Source organism: Xanthomonas theicola (assembly GCF_014236795.1).
GTDB lineage: Bacteria > Pseudomonadota > Gammaproteobacteria > Xanthomonadales > Xanthomonadaceae > Xanthomonas_A > Xanthomonas_A theicola.
Genome location: NZ_CP049017.1, coordinates 4,131,042 through 4,147,360, shown reverse-complemented (window position 1 = coordinate 4,147,360; position 16,319 = coordinate 4,131,042). Strand labels below are relative to the sequence as shown.

The 16,319-nt window shown below is 70.3% G+C and carries 12 protein-coding genes and 2 pseudogenes; 6 read left to right on the top strand and 8 right to left on the bottom strand.

Annotated features, from left to right (window positions below; all coding sequences use genetic code 11):
• The first annotated feature begins 20 nt into the window (after positions 1 to 20).
• Positions 21 to 839, top strand: coding sequence for an MIP/aquaporin family protein (locus G4Q83_RS19450; RefSeq protein ID WP_128420467.1), 819 nt, complete (start codon positions 21 to 23; stop codon positions 837 to 839).
• 96 nt (positions 840 to 935) lie between these two features.
• A complete protein-coding gene (gene glpK / locus G4Q83_RS19445) occupies positions 936 to 2,435 on the top strand; it encodes a glycerol kinase GlpK (protein ID WP_128420468.1) in 1,500 nt (499 codons plus the stop codon).
• A 40-nt stretch (positions 2,436 to 2,475) separates the two neighbouring features.
• Here the strand turns inward: glpK and G4Q83_RS19440 are convergent.
• Positions 2,476 to 2,811 (bottom strand): annotated as a pseudogene (locus G4Q83_RS19440) (transposase); the annotation flags it as partial.
• Positions 2,812 to 2,934: 123 nt separating this feature from the next.
• On the opposite strand from G4Q83_RS19440, the gene G4Q83_RS19435 reads away from it, so the two are divergent.
• Positions 2,935 to 3,228 carry a hypothetical protein gene (locus G4Q83_RS19435; RefSeq protein WP_158255024.1) on the top strand — a complete coding sequence of 98 codons (294 nt, stop codon included), beginning with the start codon at positions 2,935 to 2,937 and terminating at the stop codon, positions 3,226 to 3,228.
• The gene (locus G4Q83_RS19430; protein WP_185817267.1) at positions 3,225 to 3,893 is read left to right on the top strand and encodes a transposase; all 669 of its coding nucleotides are present in this window, start codon (positions 3,225 to 3,227) and stop codon (positions 3,891 to 3,893) included. The genes G4Q83_RS19435 and G4Q83_RS19430 overlap by 4 nt, the downstream gene beginning before the upstream one ends.
• Positions 3,894 to 4,062: 169 nt before the next feature.
• Here G4Q83_RS19430 and G4Q83_RS19425 read toward each other — a convergent pair whose 3' ends face one another.
• Together G4Q83_RS19425 and G4Q83_RS19420 are read right to left on the bottom strand one after the other, a co-directional pair.
• A complete protein-coding gene (locus G4Q83_RS19425; RefSeq protein ID WP_128420471.1) occupies positions 4,063 to 5,307 on the bottom strand; it encodes a multifunctional CCA addition/repair protein in 1,245 nt (414 codons plus the stop codon).
• Positions 5,308 to 5,398: 91 nt separating this feature from the next.
• Entirely contained in the window at positions 5,399 to 7,366 is a 1,968-nt protein-coding gene (locus G4Q83_RS19420) for a transglycosylase SLT domain-containing protein (protein WP_128420472.1), read from the bottom strand.
• A 647-nt stretch (positions 7,367 to 8,013) separates the two neighbouring features.
• On the opposite strand from G4Q83_RS19420, the gene G4Q83_RS19415 reads away from it, so the two are divergent.
• Positions 8,014 to 10,899 carry a TonB-dependent receptor gene (locus G4Q83_RS19415; protein WP_128420473.1) on the top strand — a complete coding sequence of 962 codons (2,886 nt, stop codon included), beginning with the start codon at positions 8,014 to 8,016 and terminating at the stop codon, positions 10,897 to 10,899.
• Positions 10,900 to 11,058: 159 nt separating this feature from the next.
• Here G4Q83_RS19415 and G4Q83_RS19410 read toward each other — a convergent pair whose 3' ends face one another.
• From G4Q83_RS19410 to G4Q83_RS19395, 4 genes are all read right to left on the bottom strand, one after another.
• Positions 11,059 to 11,826 carry an endonuclease/exonuclease/phosphatase family protein gene (locus tag G4Q83_RS19410; protein ID WP_128420474.1) on the bottom strand — a complete coding sequence of 256 codons (768 nt, stop codon included), beginning with the start codon at positions 11,824 to 11,826 and terminating at the stop codon, positions 11,059 to 11,061.
• 28 nt (positions 11,827 to 11,854) lie between these two features.
• Entirely contained in the window at positions 11,855 to 12,685 is an 831-nt protein-coding gene (locus G4Q83_RS19405) for a thiol:disulfide interchange protein DsbA/DsbL (protein ID WP_128420475.1), read from the bottom strand.
• A 116-nt stretch (positions 12,686 to 12,801) separates the two neighbouring features.
• Positions 12,802 to 13,443: a thiol:disulfide interchange protein DsbA/DsbL gene (locus tag G4Q83_RS19400; protein ID WP_128420476.1), complete on the bottom strand. Its 642-nt coding sequence runs from the start codon at positions 13,441 to 13,443 to the stop codon at positions 12,802 to 12,804.
• 83 nt (positions 13,444 to 13,526) lie between these two features.
• Positions 13,527 to 14,345, bottom strand: coding sequence for a c-type cytochrome (locus tag G4Q83_RS19395; protein ID WP_128420477.1), 819 nt, complete (start codon positions 14,343 to 14,345; stop codon positions 13,527 to 13,529).
• Between the two features lie 127 nt (positions 14,346 to 14,472).
• On the opposite strand from G4Q83_RS19395, the gene yihA reads away from it, so the two are divergent.
• Entirely contained in the window at positions 14,473 to 15,093 is a 621-nt protein-coding gene (gene yihA, locus G4Q83_RS19390; protein WP_128420478.1) for a ribosome biogenesis GTP-binding protein YihA/YsxC, read from the top strand.
• 126 nt (positions 15,094 to 15,219) lie between these two features.
• Here the strand turns inward: yihA and G4Q83_RS19385 are convergent.
• Positions 15,220 to 16,211 (bottom strand): annotated as a pseudogene (locus G4Q83_RS19385) (MBL fold metallo-hydrolase).
• Between the last annotated feature and the right edge of the window lie 108 nt (positions 16,212 to 16,319).

The following is a 16,319-nucleotide window of genomic DNA, read 5'->3' as shown; positions in this document are numbered from 1 at the left end:
GCAGTGCGGGAGCAGCGCGCATGAACCGGCAACTGCTCGGCGAACTGATTTCCGAGGCGGTGGCGATGCTGATCATTATCGCCTTCGGCTGCTCGGTGGCGTGCATGTACGTGCTGTACGACCCCAGTCCGTACCAGAACGCCTACTGGGGCGTGTGCATCGCCTGGGGCCTGGGGGTGACGATCGCGATCTACGTCACCGGCTCGGTCTCCGGCACCCACGCCAACCCGGCGGTGACACTGGCGCTGGCGGTGTTCCGCGGCTTCGCCTGGAACAAGGTGCTGCCGTACTGGGCGGCGCAGGTGGTCGGCGCGTTCCTCGGCGCCGGCATCGTCTACCTGCTGTTCGCGCCGGTGATCGACCACTACAACCAGGCGCACCAGCTGACCCGCGAGGCGGGCGGCGCGGCCGGCGTGTTCTTCACCGCGCCGGGCCTGGCGATCACGCCGATGCACGCGCTGCGCGACCAGGTGATCCTGACCGCGTTCCTGATCTTCGGCATCTTCGCCATCACCGAGCGCTACAACGAGGCCGCGCCCACCGCCAATTCCGGTGCGTTGATCATCGGCCTGCTGGTGGCGACCATCGGCGCCTCGATGGGCTACCTGGAAGCGTGGGCGATCAATCCGGCGCGCGATTTCGGGCCGCGCCTGTTCGCCTACTTCGCCGGCTGGGGCTCCTCGGCGCTGCCGTCGGCCAACAGCTACTGGTGGATCCCGATCGTCGGCCCGCTGATCGGCGGCGTGGTCGGCGGCGGCGCCTATCAGCTGCTGATCTATCCGTTCCTGCCGGCGCGGGTGAAAGCGCTCGAGGAAGAAGCGGCCTCGCGCCGGGCCTGAGCCGGCGCGCGCCAACCGGTGCCGGCGCCGCCGGCACGCTCCCACCATTCCGGGCGCCGCCGCGGCGCGCCCCCCACGACCCCGCAGGAGTCACCGATGGAAAAGCAATTCATCTTGGCCATCGACCAGGGCACCACCAGTTCGCGCGCGATCCTGTTCGACCGCAAGGGCCACATCGTCGGCATGGCGCAGCGCGAGTTCGGGCAGATCTTCCCGCAGCCGGGCTGGGTGGAGCACAACCCGCGCGAGATCATGACCAGCGTCTACACCACGATCACCGAGCTGCTCAACAACCAGCAGGTGGACGCCAGCGCGATCGCCGGCATCGGCATCACCAACCAGCGCGAGACCGCGGTGGTGTGGGACCGCGCCACCGGGCAGCCGATCTACAACGCCATCGTCTGGCAGTCGCGGCAGACCAAAGACATCTGCGAGCAGCTCAAGGCGGCCGGCCACGAGGACATGGTGCGGGCCAAGACCGGCCTGTTGATCGACGCGTATTTCTCCGGCACCAAGGTCAAGTGGATCCTCGACCACGTCGAGGGCGCGCGCGAACGCGCGCAGCGCGGCGAACTGGCGTTCGGTACCATCGACAGCTGGCTGATCTGGAACCTCACCGCCGGCAAGGTGCACGTCACCGACTACACCAACGCCTCGCGCACGCTGCTGTACAACATCCACGAACTGCGCTGGGACGAGGAACTGCTGCAGATGCTCGACATCCCCGCCTCGATGCTGCCCGAGGTGCGATCCTCCAGCGAGATCTACGGCACCACCCAGGGCCAGTATTTCTACGGCCACGAAGTGCCGATCGCCGGCATCGCCGGCGACCAGCAGGCGGCGCTGTTCGGCCAGGCCTGCTTCGAACCGGGCATGGCCAAGAACACCTACGGCACCGGCTGTTTCATGCTGATGAACACCGGCGAGAAGGCGGTCGCCTCCAACACCGGCCTGCTCACCACCATCGCGTGGGGCGTGGACGGCAAGGTCGAGTACGCACTGGAAGGGGCGATCTTCGTCGCCGGGTCGGTGGTGCAGTGGCTGCGCGACGGCCTGCGCATGTTCGGCAAGGCCAGCGACTCGCAGGCCTACGCCGAGCGTGCCGGCGACAACGGCGGGGTGTACTTCGTGCCGGCCTTCGTCGGCCTGGGCGCGCCGTACTGGCGCAGCGACATCCGCGGCGCCGTGTTCGGCCTGACCCGCGGCACCACCAAGGAACACTTCGTGCGTGCCGCGATCGAGTCGATGGCCTACCAGACCCGCGACGTGCTGACCGCGATGCAGGTCGATTCGGGCATCGAACTGAAGGAACTGCGCGCCGACGGCGGCGCGATCAGCAACGACTTCATGGCCCAGTTCCAGAGCGACATTCTGGACGTGCCGGTGCTGCGCCCACAGGTGGCCGAGACCACCGCGCTGGGTGCGGCCTACCTGGCCGGCCTGGCCACCGGATTCTGGAAGGACCGCGCCGAGATTGCGCAGCAATGGGCGGTGGACCGCCGCTTCGAGCCGGCCATGCCGGCCGAACGCCGCGAGGAACTGTACGCCGGCTGGCAGCAGGCGGTGCAGGCGACGATGGGCTTCCGCATTCGCTGAAAAGGAAGATGCAGTCGACGCTCCCTGTAGGAATCAACTGTCATGCAGAAGCGAGGACAGGAGGGTCGTCAGGCGCTCGATCGCGAGCGATGGCATTGAGCCATCGCAGGTACGTGTGCATGCACGCGACGAGGGCGACTTTGGCGGGTTTGCCTGCGGCGGTCAGGCGGGCGTAGGTGTGCGGCAGCGGGGAGCCTGTATGGATCGAGGCCCAGGTGGCCATGGACAGCACCCGCCGCACGTCGGCGCGTGCGCCTTGGATGCGGCGTTGGCCGCGCCAGCGGCCGCTATCGCGATTGAACGGCGCCAGCCCGACCAGAGCGGCCATCTTGCGCGGGTGCACGGTGCCCAGCTCGTGAAGCCGGGCCGCCAGGGTCCAGTATCGGCGCAGTTTCCAGCAGTTCCTGGGGCTGGAACACACTGCGGCAAGGCGCCTGGCGCCAAGACGATCTGGGTGCGGCGCGAGCGGCTCAAGGCATAAAGAAAGGCAAAAGCGCTGATGGGCGAGATCAGCGCGGCGGTGAGCCAGCCGTTGCAGCGGGCCGGATTCATGCCGCGCGGCGGGCAGATCATCGATGCGAGCATCGTCACCGCCCCGATCCAGCGCAACACGCGCGAAGAGAACGCGCAGATCAAGCAGGGCGGCGAGGTGGGCCAGGACTGGAGCGATGCCAAGCCGGCGCAGCCGGATGTGCAGGCGCGCTGGACCGGCAAGCATGGCGTGGCGTTCTACGGCGACAAGCCGCACGCCAACACGGATCGTCGCTGGGCTTCATCGGCCGACACAAGGTGAGCGCAGCCAATGTGCACGACAGCCAACCCTTCGAGGCACTGCTGGCCCACCGCAACAGCCCCCGCACGGGGTGGGTCGACAGTGGCTATGCCGACCGGAGCCGGGAGGCCGACCTCGCCCGGCGCGGATATCGGGCCGCCATCCAGCACAAGGACCAGGCGAACAAGCCATTGAACGCAGCCGAGCACCGCCGCAACCACCGCCTCGCCAAGGATCGCGCCTTCGGCGAACACCCGTTGGCGCGATTGGCGCAGCAAGGCGGCAAATGCCTGCGCCGCATCGGCTTGGCGCGGGCCACGGGCGTGATCGGGTTGAAGGTCGCCAGCCACAACCGGATGCGGTTGGCGCGGCAGCACCGGGGCATGGTGCCCGCGCGATCGGGTGAAGCGGCCGAATGGCCGCCTCCCGCCTACATCGACGCCATCCAGCGACCGGCGATGCCCTCAGGCGGTCTGGCAGGACGCGGCAGCGGCGCCTTCGCCGCTCATCTCAATTCAATGAAATATATGAGTTGTTCGAGGTGCCCTTCAGTCGCGACGAGCTTTACAGGTAGAGCCCTTCGCGACGGATGGCCCGAGGCTGCCCGGAGTCGCTCCCACAACACTCCGCTGGCTGCAAATACCAGAGTCGGAAATGCTCTAGAACGAGCAGCAAGCGCTCCCTGACGCGTTTCCGATGAGGAAGCAGGCATTGCCAGCGTGGGGGCAACGACGACGCCAAGGGGGCGTTGCAGCGGCGCCGGACCCGGTGGAACTGCGCTAGCCGAGGCGGCGCAGCATCTTCCGGAGACAGTGCCGCGACCTGGTGCGGTTGCGCGCAGACGCGGCGCGCGGATCAGCGGGCGTCGGCCGGCGCGTCCTGCCGCGCCGCGGCGATCGCCTTGATCCGCGCCTTCGCCAGCGCCTCGCCGATCTGCGGGCCGCTCAAGCCCTGCGCGGCCAGGTCGCGCGCGTCGACCGCCAGCGCGGCGGCGTGCAGGCGCTGCAGTTCGCGGCCCTGCGGGTAGTCGGCGTCTTCGCTGTCGAGGCGGCCGCGCTTGTCGGCTTCGCACACCCGCGCCAGCTGCGCGATGCGTTCGGGCTTGCGAAAGCCGTCGCAGCGCTGCAGCAGTTCGTGCACGGTGCGGTCGCGCAGCTCGGCCAGGCGATGCACGTGCAAGTGCTCGCGGCAGGCGATCTCGGCCAGCCGGCGGTGTTCCTGCGGCAGCTTCAGGCGTTCGCACAGCGCGCGCAGCGGCGCCAGGCCACGCTGCTCGTGCAGCACGTGCCTGGGCCATTGCTCGGGTGGCGTCAGCGCCTTGCCCAGGTCGTGGGTCAGCGCGGCGAAGCCGACCAGCGCGTCGCCCGGCGCCAGCCGCGCGGCCATGTCGCTGACCAGTTCCTGGTGGCGGCCGGTATCGATCTCGGGATGGTATTCCGCGCGCTGCGGCACCCCGTACAGCGCGTCCAGCTCCGGCAGCACGCTGTGCAGCGCGCCGGCCTCGCGCAGCGTGCGCAGGAACGCCGACGGCTGCGCCGCCGCCAGGCTGCGCCGCAGCTCCTGCCACACGCGCTCGGGCACCAGCGTGTCCAGTTCGCCGCTGGCCGCCATCGTGCGCATCAGCGCCAGCGTCTCCGGCGCGAGGCTGAAACCGAGCGGGGCCAGCCGCGCCATGAAGCGCGCCGCACGCAGCACGCGCAGCGGGTCCTCGGCGAAGGCCGGGCCGACGTGGCGCAGCACACGCTGTCCGATGTCGCGCACGCCGCCGTACGGATCGATCAGCGCGCCACTGCCTGCGTCGCGCGCGATCGCGTTGATGGTGAAGTCGCGGCGCTGCAGGTCCTGTTCCAGCGTCACCGACGGATCGGCGTGGACCACGAAGCCGTGGTGGCCGCGTCCGGACTTGCGCTCGGTGCGCGCCAGCGCGTACTCCTCGCCGCTGTGCGGATGCAGGAACACCGGGAAATCGCGGCCGACCTGCTTGTAGCCCGAATCGCGCATCTGCTGCGGCGTGGCGCCGACCACCACCCAGTCGCGGTCGCCGGGCGGCAGCCCGAGCAGGCTGTCGCGGACTGCGCCGCCGACGAGGTAGGCCTTCATTCGGGACTCGGGACTCGGGACTCGGGACTCGCGGAGGCCGACGCGTGCAGCGTGGCGCGCGGGCGTGGCGTCGGCGCGCCTGCGCGATGGCTCACTGTCCGTTCCCGGCGTTGGCGCCGGTGGACGAACACACGAACTGCTTGCGCGGCGCGTCCAGCTTGCCGAGCATGCGGTCGCTGACCGGCAGCGCGTCGCCGTTGAGGCGCCAGTCGTAGATCACGCTGAAGGCCAGGACGCGCGCGACGTACTCGCGGGTTTCCTTGTAGCTGATCGTCTCGATCCAGAAATCGGCATCGTGGCCGGGGCGCTGGGTTCGCCAGCGCGCCGCCTGGCCGGGACCGGCGTTGTAGGCGGCGATGGTCAGGTACGGCAGGCCGTAGGTGTTCAGCAGTTGGCGCAGGTAGGCGGTGCCGATGGCGATGTTGGTGTCGGGGTCGTACAGGCTGGCGGCGCCGCCGTAGCCAGTCAGGCCGAGGTTGCGCGCGACGCTGGCGCCGGTGGCCGGCAGCACCTGCATCAGGCCCATCGCATTGGCCGGCGAACGCGCGTTCGGATTGAAGATGCTCTCGGCGCGGATCTCGGCCGCGACCCAGGCCGGATCGATCGCGTTCCTGCCCGCCTCGCGGCGGATGCTGGCGTCGTGGTGCAGCGGGAAGCGCAGCGCGTACAGGCGCTGCTCGTTGGGCAGCTTGCCCAGCGCGAACACCGCGCGGTCGAACCAGCCGTTGTCGCGCGCCACCTCCACCGCGATGCGCCGCTGGGTGTCGTCGAAGCGGCTCAGCGCGTCGTTCCATTCCGCCACCGCCCATGCCGGGCGGTCGATCTTGAACAGTTCCAGCGCCCGCACCAGCGCCGGATCGCGGGCCACGGCGGCCTGCGCCTGCGCGCTGTCGTTGGGTTCCCACGGGCACAGCGCATACGCTTGCTTGAGCCGGTCGGCGGCCATGAAGCCGTGGAAGGTGGCGGACTTGGCCGCTTCGCGGTACAGCCGCTGCGCCTCGCCGGCATTGCCGGTCTTCTCCGCCAGCCGCGCCTCGAAGTACTGCCAGCGCGAATCGCCGCGCTGCGCCGGCGCCATCTTGCGGATCGCCGCCAGCGCCGCCGGCCAGTCGCCGCGCGCCATCGCCTCGCGCGCCCGCCATTCATGCAGGCGTTCGTCGTAGGCGCTGTCGGGCACGGCGTTGAGCCGGCGCGCCGAATCCACCCCGTACGAAGCCACCGTCCACAACGCGATCTGGTACAGCACCTGACCGCGCTGCGCCGCGCTCAGTTGCAGCGCCTGGGCGAACTGCGGCAACTGCCGCTCGGCGGCGTCCGGATCGGCCTTGGCCAGTTTCTCCAGGCCGTCCACCGCCACCTTGCGGCTGCGCTCGGTCTGCGGCCAGGACCGCGCGCGCGCATGCACCGCATCCAGGAATGCCGCGTAGTCGTGGGCCAGGGCCAGCTCGGCGGCGGGCAGGCCGCGCGCGGCGCTGCGCATCACCGCCGGCTGCTGCGCGTCGGCGGCCGCTTCCACACGCGCCCAGCGCAGCGCATCGCTCAGGCCGCCGCGCGCCTGCAGCACCGCGAACACCGCATCGCAGGCGTCCGGCAGCGGCTTGCCGCTGCTGCGCCACAGCGCCTGCGCCTCGTCGATCCACTGCGCATCGGCACGGCCGGTGGCCTGCCGCGCATTGAGCTGGGCGCAGCGCAGGCCGGTGTTGTCGGTGGGCTTCCAGTTGGCCAGCAGCGCCGGCCAGTCCTGGCGCCGCGCCAGCGCCGGCAGCCACAGCGCGCGGAAGCTCTCCGCCACCGGCTGCCCGGCGTAGCGCTTCAGGAAGCCCTGCGCCTGCGCATCGGAGACGCGGTCGATGTTGCGGCGCAGGTTGGCGTATTCGAGCCAGCCGTACAGCGGGTGCTGCTTGAATGCGGCCGCCTGCGCGGGATCGAACTGGCCGCGCTCGGCGGCGTCGATCGCCGCGCGCAGCGCAGGACGCTGGGCGTCCAGGTTCTGGGCGAGGGCAGGAGCGGTGCCGCACAGCGCGGCGGCGAGCAGCAGGAGGAACGTGCGCAATTTCATGCGCGGGACTATACCGAACGCCGATGAATCGCCGCGGCAAGGGCGCTGCGGCGCAACGCAGCAGGCAGCGCCGTGCAGGCGCTTGCGCAGTGGCGCGCGGCGCTCCGCGCAGCGATGTCGGCGCTGCTGTGGGCGCTGGCTGGATCCCGACAGGGCCGCCGCCAGGCGTGCTTGCCGCGGCGGTGCAGACGGTCGCCTGCGTATCGGAGCGACGCCATGCGTGTCGCTCCGATGCGCGCTGTACCGAGCCGTGCCCGCCACGCATTGCGAGAGGACGTGTTGCGGCGCGCGCCCCGGCGCACTGCCGCGCTGGGTGTCGGCGTGTCGCCGGCGCCGGCCTTGCCGACGAGAGCGCCGCGTCCCTGTCTCCCGCACGTCGCCGAACCGGACCGCACGTGCCGCGTGCCGCTGGCTTCTGCCATGTCCGGGCGATCGCCTGACTGGCGTGCGCTGTCTTGTGCTGGCCGGGATGCGAGTCCGGATGGACTGCCACTATGTCTACGAAATCGTCCAGTCGGTCCGGGACTGTCCGAATCCCGGCCCGATTGCTTGCTTAGGGTTTACGTTTTGTTTACAAGGTAGGCCACGCCGTCGCGGTGCAGGGGGTCGCAGCGGCCGACCCACATCCTTTCTGGAGAGAGAGACGGATGAATTGCCTGCACCGCCATCCTTTGGTTTTCGCGGTTTCCTTGTCCTTGCTGGCCGGTTCGCCCGCGCTGGCCATCGCCCAGCAGGCCGCGCCCGCTGCCCCCGAGTCCGCCACCACCCTGGACAGCGTCCAGGTCACCGGCACGCGCATCCGCAAGGCCGAGCTGGAGGGCCAGGTGCCGGTGCAGACGCTCAGCCGCGCCGACATCGAGCGCACCGGCCTGACCTCGATCGGCGACGTGCTGCAGGAGCTGACCGCCTCCGGCTCGGCGTTGAACACCAAGTTCAACTCCTCCGGCAACTTCGGTTTCCCGCCCGACGGCAGCGGCGTCGGTGCCGGTTCCGCGCAGGTGGACCTGCGCCATCTCGGCGCCAAGCGCGTCCTGGTGCTGGTCGACGGCATGCGCTGGGTCAACGAATCCTCCGCGTCCGGCGTGGGCGCGGCCACCGACCTCAACACCATCCCGCTGGCGATCGTCGAGCGCATCGAGGTGCTGGAGGACGGCGCCTCGTCGCTGTACGGCTCCGACGCGATCGCCGGCGTGGTCAACATCATCACCCGGCGCACCTTCGACGGCGGCCAGGTCACGCTGAACTACGGCCAGTACGACAAGGGCGACGGCGCCAGCAAGGGCGTGGACCTGGCCTGGGGCCACAGCACCGAGCGCACCAGCCTGTTCCTGGGCGCCAACTACACCAAGCAGGATCCGATCTACGCGCGCGACCGCAAGCAGTCGCTGTATCCGGTGCCTGGCACCGGGCTCAGCTTCGGCAGCTCGGCCACGCCGGACGGCCGCTTCATCTTCGTCGATCCGGTCACCGGCGCCGAGCAGGACCTGACCCCGAACAGCGGCGCCAGCACCCCGAGCTACGACGGCAGCGCCGGCTGCACGCGCAGCGACGACTATCACTGCTTCAGCACTGCCGACCGCTACAACTTCGCCGCCTCCAACCTGTTGCTGACCCCGTCCGAGCGCAAGGGCGTGTTCGGCCAGTTCCGCTACTTCTTCAACGACGACGTGCAGTGGTACCTGAAGCTGCTCGGCAACCGACGCGAGTCGACCAACCAGGCCGCGCCGGAACCGATCTTCCTCGGCCCCGATGCCGGCACCGGCAATCCGCTGGCCGACAACATCGTCATTTCCGCGGCCAACCCGTACAACCCGTTCGGCTTCGACCTGGATTCGTCCAGCAACCTGATCATGATCGGGCGGCGGCCGGTGGAAGGCGGCGCGCGCGTGTTCGAGCAGCGCGTGGACACCCAGTACGTCGGCACCGGCTTCATCGGCAGTTTCGAGAGCGCCGACCGCACCTGGTTCTGGGACGTCAACGGCGCCTACAGCAAGAACAAGGCCGAGCAGACCAACTACGGCAGCTACAACATCTACAACATCAACCTGGCGCTGGGCGACCCGGCCGCCTGCGCGGCGGTGGCCGGCTGCGTGCCGCTGAACATCTTCGGCGGCGCCGGCAGCATCACCCCGGAGATGTTGCGCTGGATCCAGCCGGTGGTGCACGACCGCAGCCAGAACGAGCTGACCCAGTTCACCGCCAACCTCAGCAGCGACCTGTTCACCCTGCCGGCCGGCGCGGTGTCCTTCGCCACCGGCGTGGAGTACCGCAAGTACGAAGGCTGGTACCAGCCTGATCCGCTGACCGTGATCGGCCACTACAACGGCGTGCCGTCGCTGCCGACCGAAGGCAGCTACAACGTCAAGGAGGCCTTCCTCGAACTGAGCGTGCCGATCTTCGCCGACTCGCCGCTGGGCGAGAAACTGGACCTGAGCCTGGCCGGGCGCTACTCCGACTACTCCACCTTCGGCGGCGAGTTCACCCCCAAGTACGGCCTGCGCTGGCAGGTGTCGCCGGACTTCGTGCTGCGCACCAGCTATGCCGAAGGCTTCCGCGCGCCGACCATCGGCGAGCTATACGGCTCGGCCGCGCGCGCCGACCTGACCCTGTCCGATCCGTGCTCGATCGGCCTGGGCGGCACCGCGCCGCGCGGCAGCGCCGCCAACTGCGCCGCGCTCGGCGTGCCGGCCGGCTACCAGCAGGCCAACTCGCAGATCTCGGTGACCACCGGCGGCAATCGCGCGCTGGAGCCGGAGAAGGCGCGCAGCGTCAGCGCCGGCTTCGTGTGGAGCCCGTGGTTCGCCAGCAACGTGCCGTGGTCGGACCGCTTCGACGTCGAGGTGACGTTCTACCGCCACGACATCAACGGCGCGATCCAGGCGATCAACGCGCAGACCCAGCTCGACCTGTGCGTGGACACCCTGGATGCGACCTATTGCGACGGCATCACCCGCGCCTCCACCGGCGGCATCAACAGCTTCAACAACCGCCTGACCAACCTGGGGTCGATCAAGACCGACGGCTGGGACGTGGACCTGTTCTGGACCTCGCCGGAGACCGCGGCCGGGCGCTTCAAGCTGGGCTGGCAGAACACCTTCGTCACCCGCTACGTCGCCACCGGCGCCGCCGGCCAGGTGCAGCCGCAGGAGCCAGGTGTGGAAGTGGTGGACAGCGCGATCCCGGAGTGGACCAGCAACCTGACCCTGGATTGGTCGTTGAATCGCTGGAACGCCTCGTGGACGGTGCGGCACATTTCCGAACTGACCGAGCAGTGCGGCGACGCGGTGGCGTTCCCGGTGTGCAGCGACCAGACGGCCGGCACCAACACGCTGGATGCGATTACCTACCACGACGTGCAGTTGGGCTACCGCTTCGATTGGCTGAAGGGCCTGACCGTCAGCGGCGGCGTCAACAACGTGTTCGACAAGGATCCGCCGATCTGCCTGTCGTGCTCGCTCAACGGCTACGACGCGTCCACGTACGACGTCCCCGGCGGCCGCTACCTGTACGTGCGCGCGGACCTGAAGTTCTAGCCGGGGGTGCAGGAGCGACTTCGGCCGCGACGGATCTTGCTGGTACTGCCTGTCGCGGCTGATGGCTCTAAAGCACTTTCGATCGACACCCCGCTGTCTGCAAATACCCGAGTCGAAAATGCGCTGGTCCACCCGGAGCCGCTTCTACAGGAAGCGCACTCAGCGCAGCATCGCCTGCGGCACGTCGATCTCGGTCGCCACTGCCAGGTGGTCGGAGAACGCGGCGGGCAGTGCGCGCTGAGCGTTGCAGCGCAGGCCGTCGCTGACCAGGATGTGGTCGATGGCGCGCTGCGGGCGCCAGCTGGGGAAGGTCGGCACCACGCAGCCCGGCGGTTGCAGCCGGGTGCGTCTGTACAGGAACTGCATCTCGGGCCGGTCGGCGACGCAGTTGAAGTCGCCCATCAGCACCGCGTTGGGATGGTCGGCCAGCAGTTCGGCGATGAACGCCAGTTGCGCCGCGCGCGAATTGGCGCCCAGCGACAGGTGCGCCACTGCGATCGCCAGGCCCTCGGCGCCGTCGCCGAACTTGGCCAGCAGCACGCCGCGCCCGCCGAGCCGGCCGGGCAGCGGGTGGTCCTGCACTTCGACCGGCTCCAGCCGGCTGAGCAGGCCGTTGGCGCTGGAGGCCACGCCGCCCATGCGCCGGTTCGGCTGGTGGCTCCAGTAGTTGAAGCCGGCACGCTCGGCCAGGTAGTGGGTCTGGTTGGTGAAGCCCGAGCGCAGGCTGCCCGGATCGCTCTCCTGCAGGCCGACGATGTCGTGTTCGCTGGCCAGCTGCGCGATCGCGTCCAGGCTGCTGCGCTTGCGCCCCGCCGGCAGTGCGTGCGACCAGCTGCGGGTCACGTAGTCGCTGTAGCGGCGCGTGCTGGAGCCGGCCTGGATGTTGGCGGTGAGCACGCGCAGCGTGCGGGTGGCGGGGGCGGTCACGGCGGGACGGTCTGTTGCGGGCGGGACGCTACTTGGCCAGCGCCGCGCGTTCGCGCGCGATCAGGTGGTCGGCGATGCGCAGTACGTCGTCGTAGCTGTTGCCCTTGACCAGGTACTTGCCGTTGATGATCAGCGACGGCGTGCCGGTGATGCCGCTGCGCATGGCGAACTGCTTGGCGCGGTTGGTCTGGGTGCTGACCGCGAAGCTGCCCATGGTGTCGGCGAACTGTTTGGGATCCACGCCGTACTTGGCGTAGAAGCCGGCGATGTCCTGCACCGAGTCCTTGCCGCGCTCGCCCTTCAGGGTCTCGTCGACGTGGATCGCCTTGTACAGCGCCCCATGGGTCTTCTCCTGCACGCCCAGCGCCTCGGCGGCGTAGAACGCGCGCGCATAGTCGTCCCAGGGGCCGCCGAACATCGCCGGCACGTACACGAAGCGCACGTCCGACGGCAGGCCGGCCTTCCACGGGCCGATCAGCGATTGGAAGCGCGCGCAGGCCGGGCACACGTAGCCGAACACCTCGGCCACCTCGATCTTGCCGTTGGTCGGCTGGAACGGCTGGCCGCCTGCGATGTCGACATAGTCGGTGCCGGCGACCGGCTCCGGACCGTTCGGCGCCTTCGCCGCGACCGGCGCAGCGGCCGCGCGCTCGGCCGGCGGCGGGATCGCAGCGTCGGCGGCGGGGGGGCTGCCGACGGCGGGTGCGGCCGGCGCCGCGTCGCTCGGCCCGGTTGCGGGCGCTGCCGCGGCGGGCGCGCCGGCGGCCGGGGCGACGGTGTCGGCGGTGCCGTCCTGGGCCTTGCAGGCCACCAGGATCGGCAGCAGGGCCATCAGGGTCAGGGCGAAGCGTGTCTTCATCGGCGGCATCTCCAGCAGGATGGGGGCAATGCCCACTGCGCCGGAAGCGCGGTAGGCAACCCGCTCATGATGCCATGGCCTGGATGAAGCGCCGTGCTGCGGTGGGCGGCGGCGGCTTACTTGCCCGCGCGCGCGCGGGCGACCAGCGCGTCGGCGATGCGTAGCATGTCCGGGAAGTTCTTGCCCTTGATCAGGTACTTGCCGTTGACCACCAGCGCCGGGGTGCCGGGGATTTCGGTACGCGCGGCGAAGTCGCGCGCGGCCTTGACCTGCGCGGCCACCTGCGGGCTCTTGTAGGCGGCGACGAAGTCTTGCGGCTTGACCCCGTACGCGGCATAGAACGCGGCCAGTTCCTCCGGCGCGACGTTCTGCACCGGCACGCTGCGCTTTTCGTGGATGGCATCGAACAGGGCGCGATGGCTGCGGACCTGCACGCCCAGCGCCTGCGCGGCGTAGAAGGCGCTGGCGAAGCTGTCCCAGAAGCCGCCGAATGCGCCTGGCACCAAGGTCAGGCGCACGTCCTTGGCCTGCTTGGCCGACCAGTCCTCGAGGATCGGCTCGAAGTGCGCGCAATGCGAGCAGGTGTAGCCGAACACTTCCACCACCTCGATCTTGCCGGCCAGCGGCGCGAACGGCCGCGGGTTGGCGATCAGCGTGTAGTCCTGGCCTTCGACCGCAGCGGCGGCCTTGGGTTGCGCGCAGGCGCTCAGCGGCAGCAGGGTCGACAGGCACAGCAGCAGGCGGGGCAGACGGTTCATGCGATCTCCATGGCAAAAAACGAACGCCGGTCGTGGCGACCGGCGTGGGGGAAGCGGTCCGACGCCGCGAGCGCGGCGTACGCTCACGATTGTTGCGCAGGCGCCGCCTGCTGTGGCGCGGCTTGCGGCGGCGCGGCCTGCGCTCCCGGGTCGTCGGCGCGATCGTGCAGGCCCTGCAGATAGCTGGCCAGGGCCTTGATCTCCTGTTCGGTCAACGGCTTGGCCACTTGCGCCATGATCTTGAACAGGGCCGGGTCGCGTTCCTGGGTGGTGCCGGCCTGGTACTCCTGCAGGCGCCGCGCGACGTAGTCGGCGTGCTGCCCGCCCAGGTGCGGATACGCGGGGCCGGGATTGCCGGCGCCGGTGGGGCCGTGGCAGGCCATGCACGCCGGGATCCCGCGCGCCGCATCGCCGCCGCGGTACAACTGCTGCCCGACTTCGTAGAATTTCATGCCGGCGTAAGGGCCTTCGCCGACCACCGCGTCGTCGGCGATGCCGGCGCCGGCCTTCTGCGTGGCGAAGTAGGCGCCGATGTCGCGCATGTCCTGCGCGCTCAGCGGCTGCACGAACGGCAGCATCGCCGCGACCGCGCCGGAGGTGCGCTCGCCGTGCGCGATCAGCGCCATCTGCCGGGCGCTGTAGCGCTCGCTCTGGCCAGCGATGCGCGGGTACATCGCGATCGTCGGGTTGCCGTCGGCGCCGTGGCAGGCGGCGCAGGCGGCCGCCTTGGCCTGGCCGGCCTTGGCATCGCCCCAGGCGGCCTTGCCGACGTCGCTTTCCAGCGGCGCGATGCGCACCGGCGCGTTGTCGGGAATCGGGACCACCGCGGTCTGCGCGAACGCGACCGCAGCGGCGGCGGAAACGGCTAGACCGGCAAAGGCAAGAACGCGAGCGTGGCGCATTGCTGAAGCTCCGTATGACCCGACCCGCGGCTGCCAGGCCGGCGACCGCACTCGCGCGATTATCCGCGCGCCGCGCCCTGCCGGTCAACGAACCCGCCTTTACCGGCGGACGTGCGATCCTAGCGCCATGTCGCTCCTCATTGAACGTGCCCAGTATCTACTCTCCGCCCACAATCCCCGGCAGTTGCCGGAGGACGGGGGCTGGGAGGTGGCCTTCGCCGGTCGCTCCAACGCCGGCAAATCCAGCGCGCTGAACGCGCTCACCCGGCACAACGCGCTGGCCCGCGTGTCCAAGACCCCCGGCCGCACCCAGCAGTTGGTGTTCTTCCAGATCCAGCCCGAACGCTGTCTGGTCGACCTGCCCGGCTACGGCTACGCCAAGGTGCCGCTGGAGCTGCAGGCGCACTGGCAGTCGTTCATCGACAGGTATTTCCGCACCCGCGAGGCCCTGCGCGGCCTGGTGGTGGTGATGGACATCCGCCATCCGCTGAAGGACTACGACAGGCAGATGCTCGGCTACGCGGTGCAGCGCGGGTTGCCGGCGCACGCGCTGCTGACCAAGGCCGACAAGCTCGGCCGCGGCCAGCAGGCGCAGGCGTTGCAGCAGGTGCGCAAGGACCTGGCCAGCGCATTCGGCGACACGGTCGGCGTGCAGACCTTCTCCGGCGAGACCCGCCAGGGCGTGGACGCAGCGCGCGCCATCGTCGGCGGCTGGCTGGGCCTGGACCCTGAGCCGCCCGCCGCGTAGCGGGCGCGGCGTCGCCGGATTCGCCATCGGCGCTGCGCGCTGGCGCGGCTCGGTCGCGCGAACCGCCGTTTGAATGAAGGCCGGGCGGGCCGCGCTCGGCGTTGCCGCGTGTCGCTGTGCGCCTGCTCAGGGCGCCGCCGGGAACGGCGCGAACTCGGTCGCGACCCAGGCGAACGCGTCGCCGGCGCAGCGCACGTGGCCCAGGCCCGGGAACGGCAGGTGCGCGCCGGCGACCCACCAGCCGCCATCGGCCGCCTGCGCCATCGCCTTTTTGCGCGCCGCGATCGCCGCGTCGCGGTCGCTGTCGGTCTCGAAGGACGCCTGCGGCTGCGCGAACTGCACCGCGTGGTAGTGCACCAGGTCGCCCCACACCAGCAGGCGCTGGCCAGCGCCGCCGTCGAAGCGGCAGGACACGTGGCCGGGCGTATGCCCATGCGTCTCCAGCGCCACCGCGCCGCGGGGCAGCGTTTCGCCAGGGCCGAAACGGCGCAGCCGGTCGTTGGCCTGGTACGGCGCCGCCGCCGTGCGCGCCAGCGCAAACGCGAATTTCAGCATCGGCGGCGCGCTCGCCTCGCTGGCCGGATCCAGCCAGTACGCGGCATCGACTGCGCTCAGCCACACCGTGGCGTTGGGATAGGCCGCCTGTCCCTGCGCATCGAGCAGGCCGCACATGTGGTCCGGGTGGGCGTGGGTCAGCAGCACGCCGTCGACCTGCGTCGGCGCATAGCCGGCCGTGCGCAGGTTCGCCAGCACCTGGCCCAGGCCGGGGCCGAAGCAACCGGCGGTGCCGGTGTCGACCAGGGTCAGGTGCGTGCCGTCCTGGACCAAGTAGGCGTTGACCGCGGTCTGCAGCCCCTTCGCGGTCTCCGGCACGTAGCGATGGTCGAGCAGGCGCGCGATCGCGCCCGCATCCAGGTTCGACAATTGCGCGCGCGGCAACGGCACCGTGCCGTCGAACAGCGCGGTGACGCGCAGCGTGCCGATCGCCGGCGGTAGACGCCGGGGACTTGGCTGGCAGGTGCGGCCGGCGCGGCTGCCTGGGCAGGTGCTGGCAGCGACAGCGCGGCGGAGACGGACAGCGCCAGCAGCACCAGCGGGCGCGAGACGGAAACGGGCATGGGCGTTCCAGCGGAAGCGGCAGTCGCCGCGGTGCCTGCATGCTGGGCGGCCGGCGCTGCGCGATTCGCTCATTCGGCTGCGCGCGGCGCTCACCGCAGTGCGCCTAG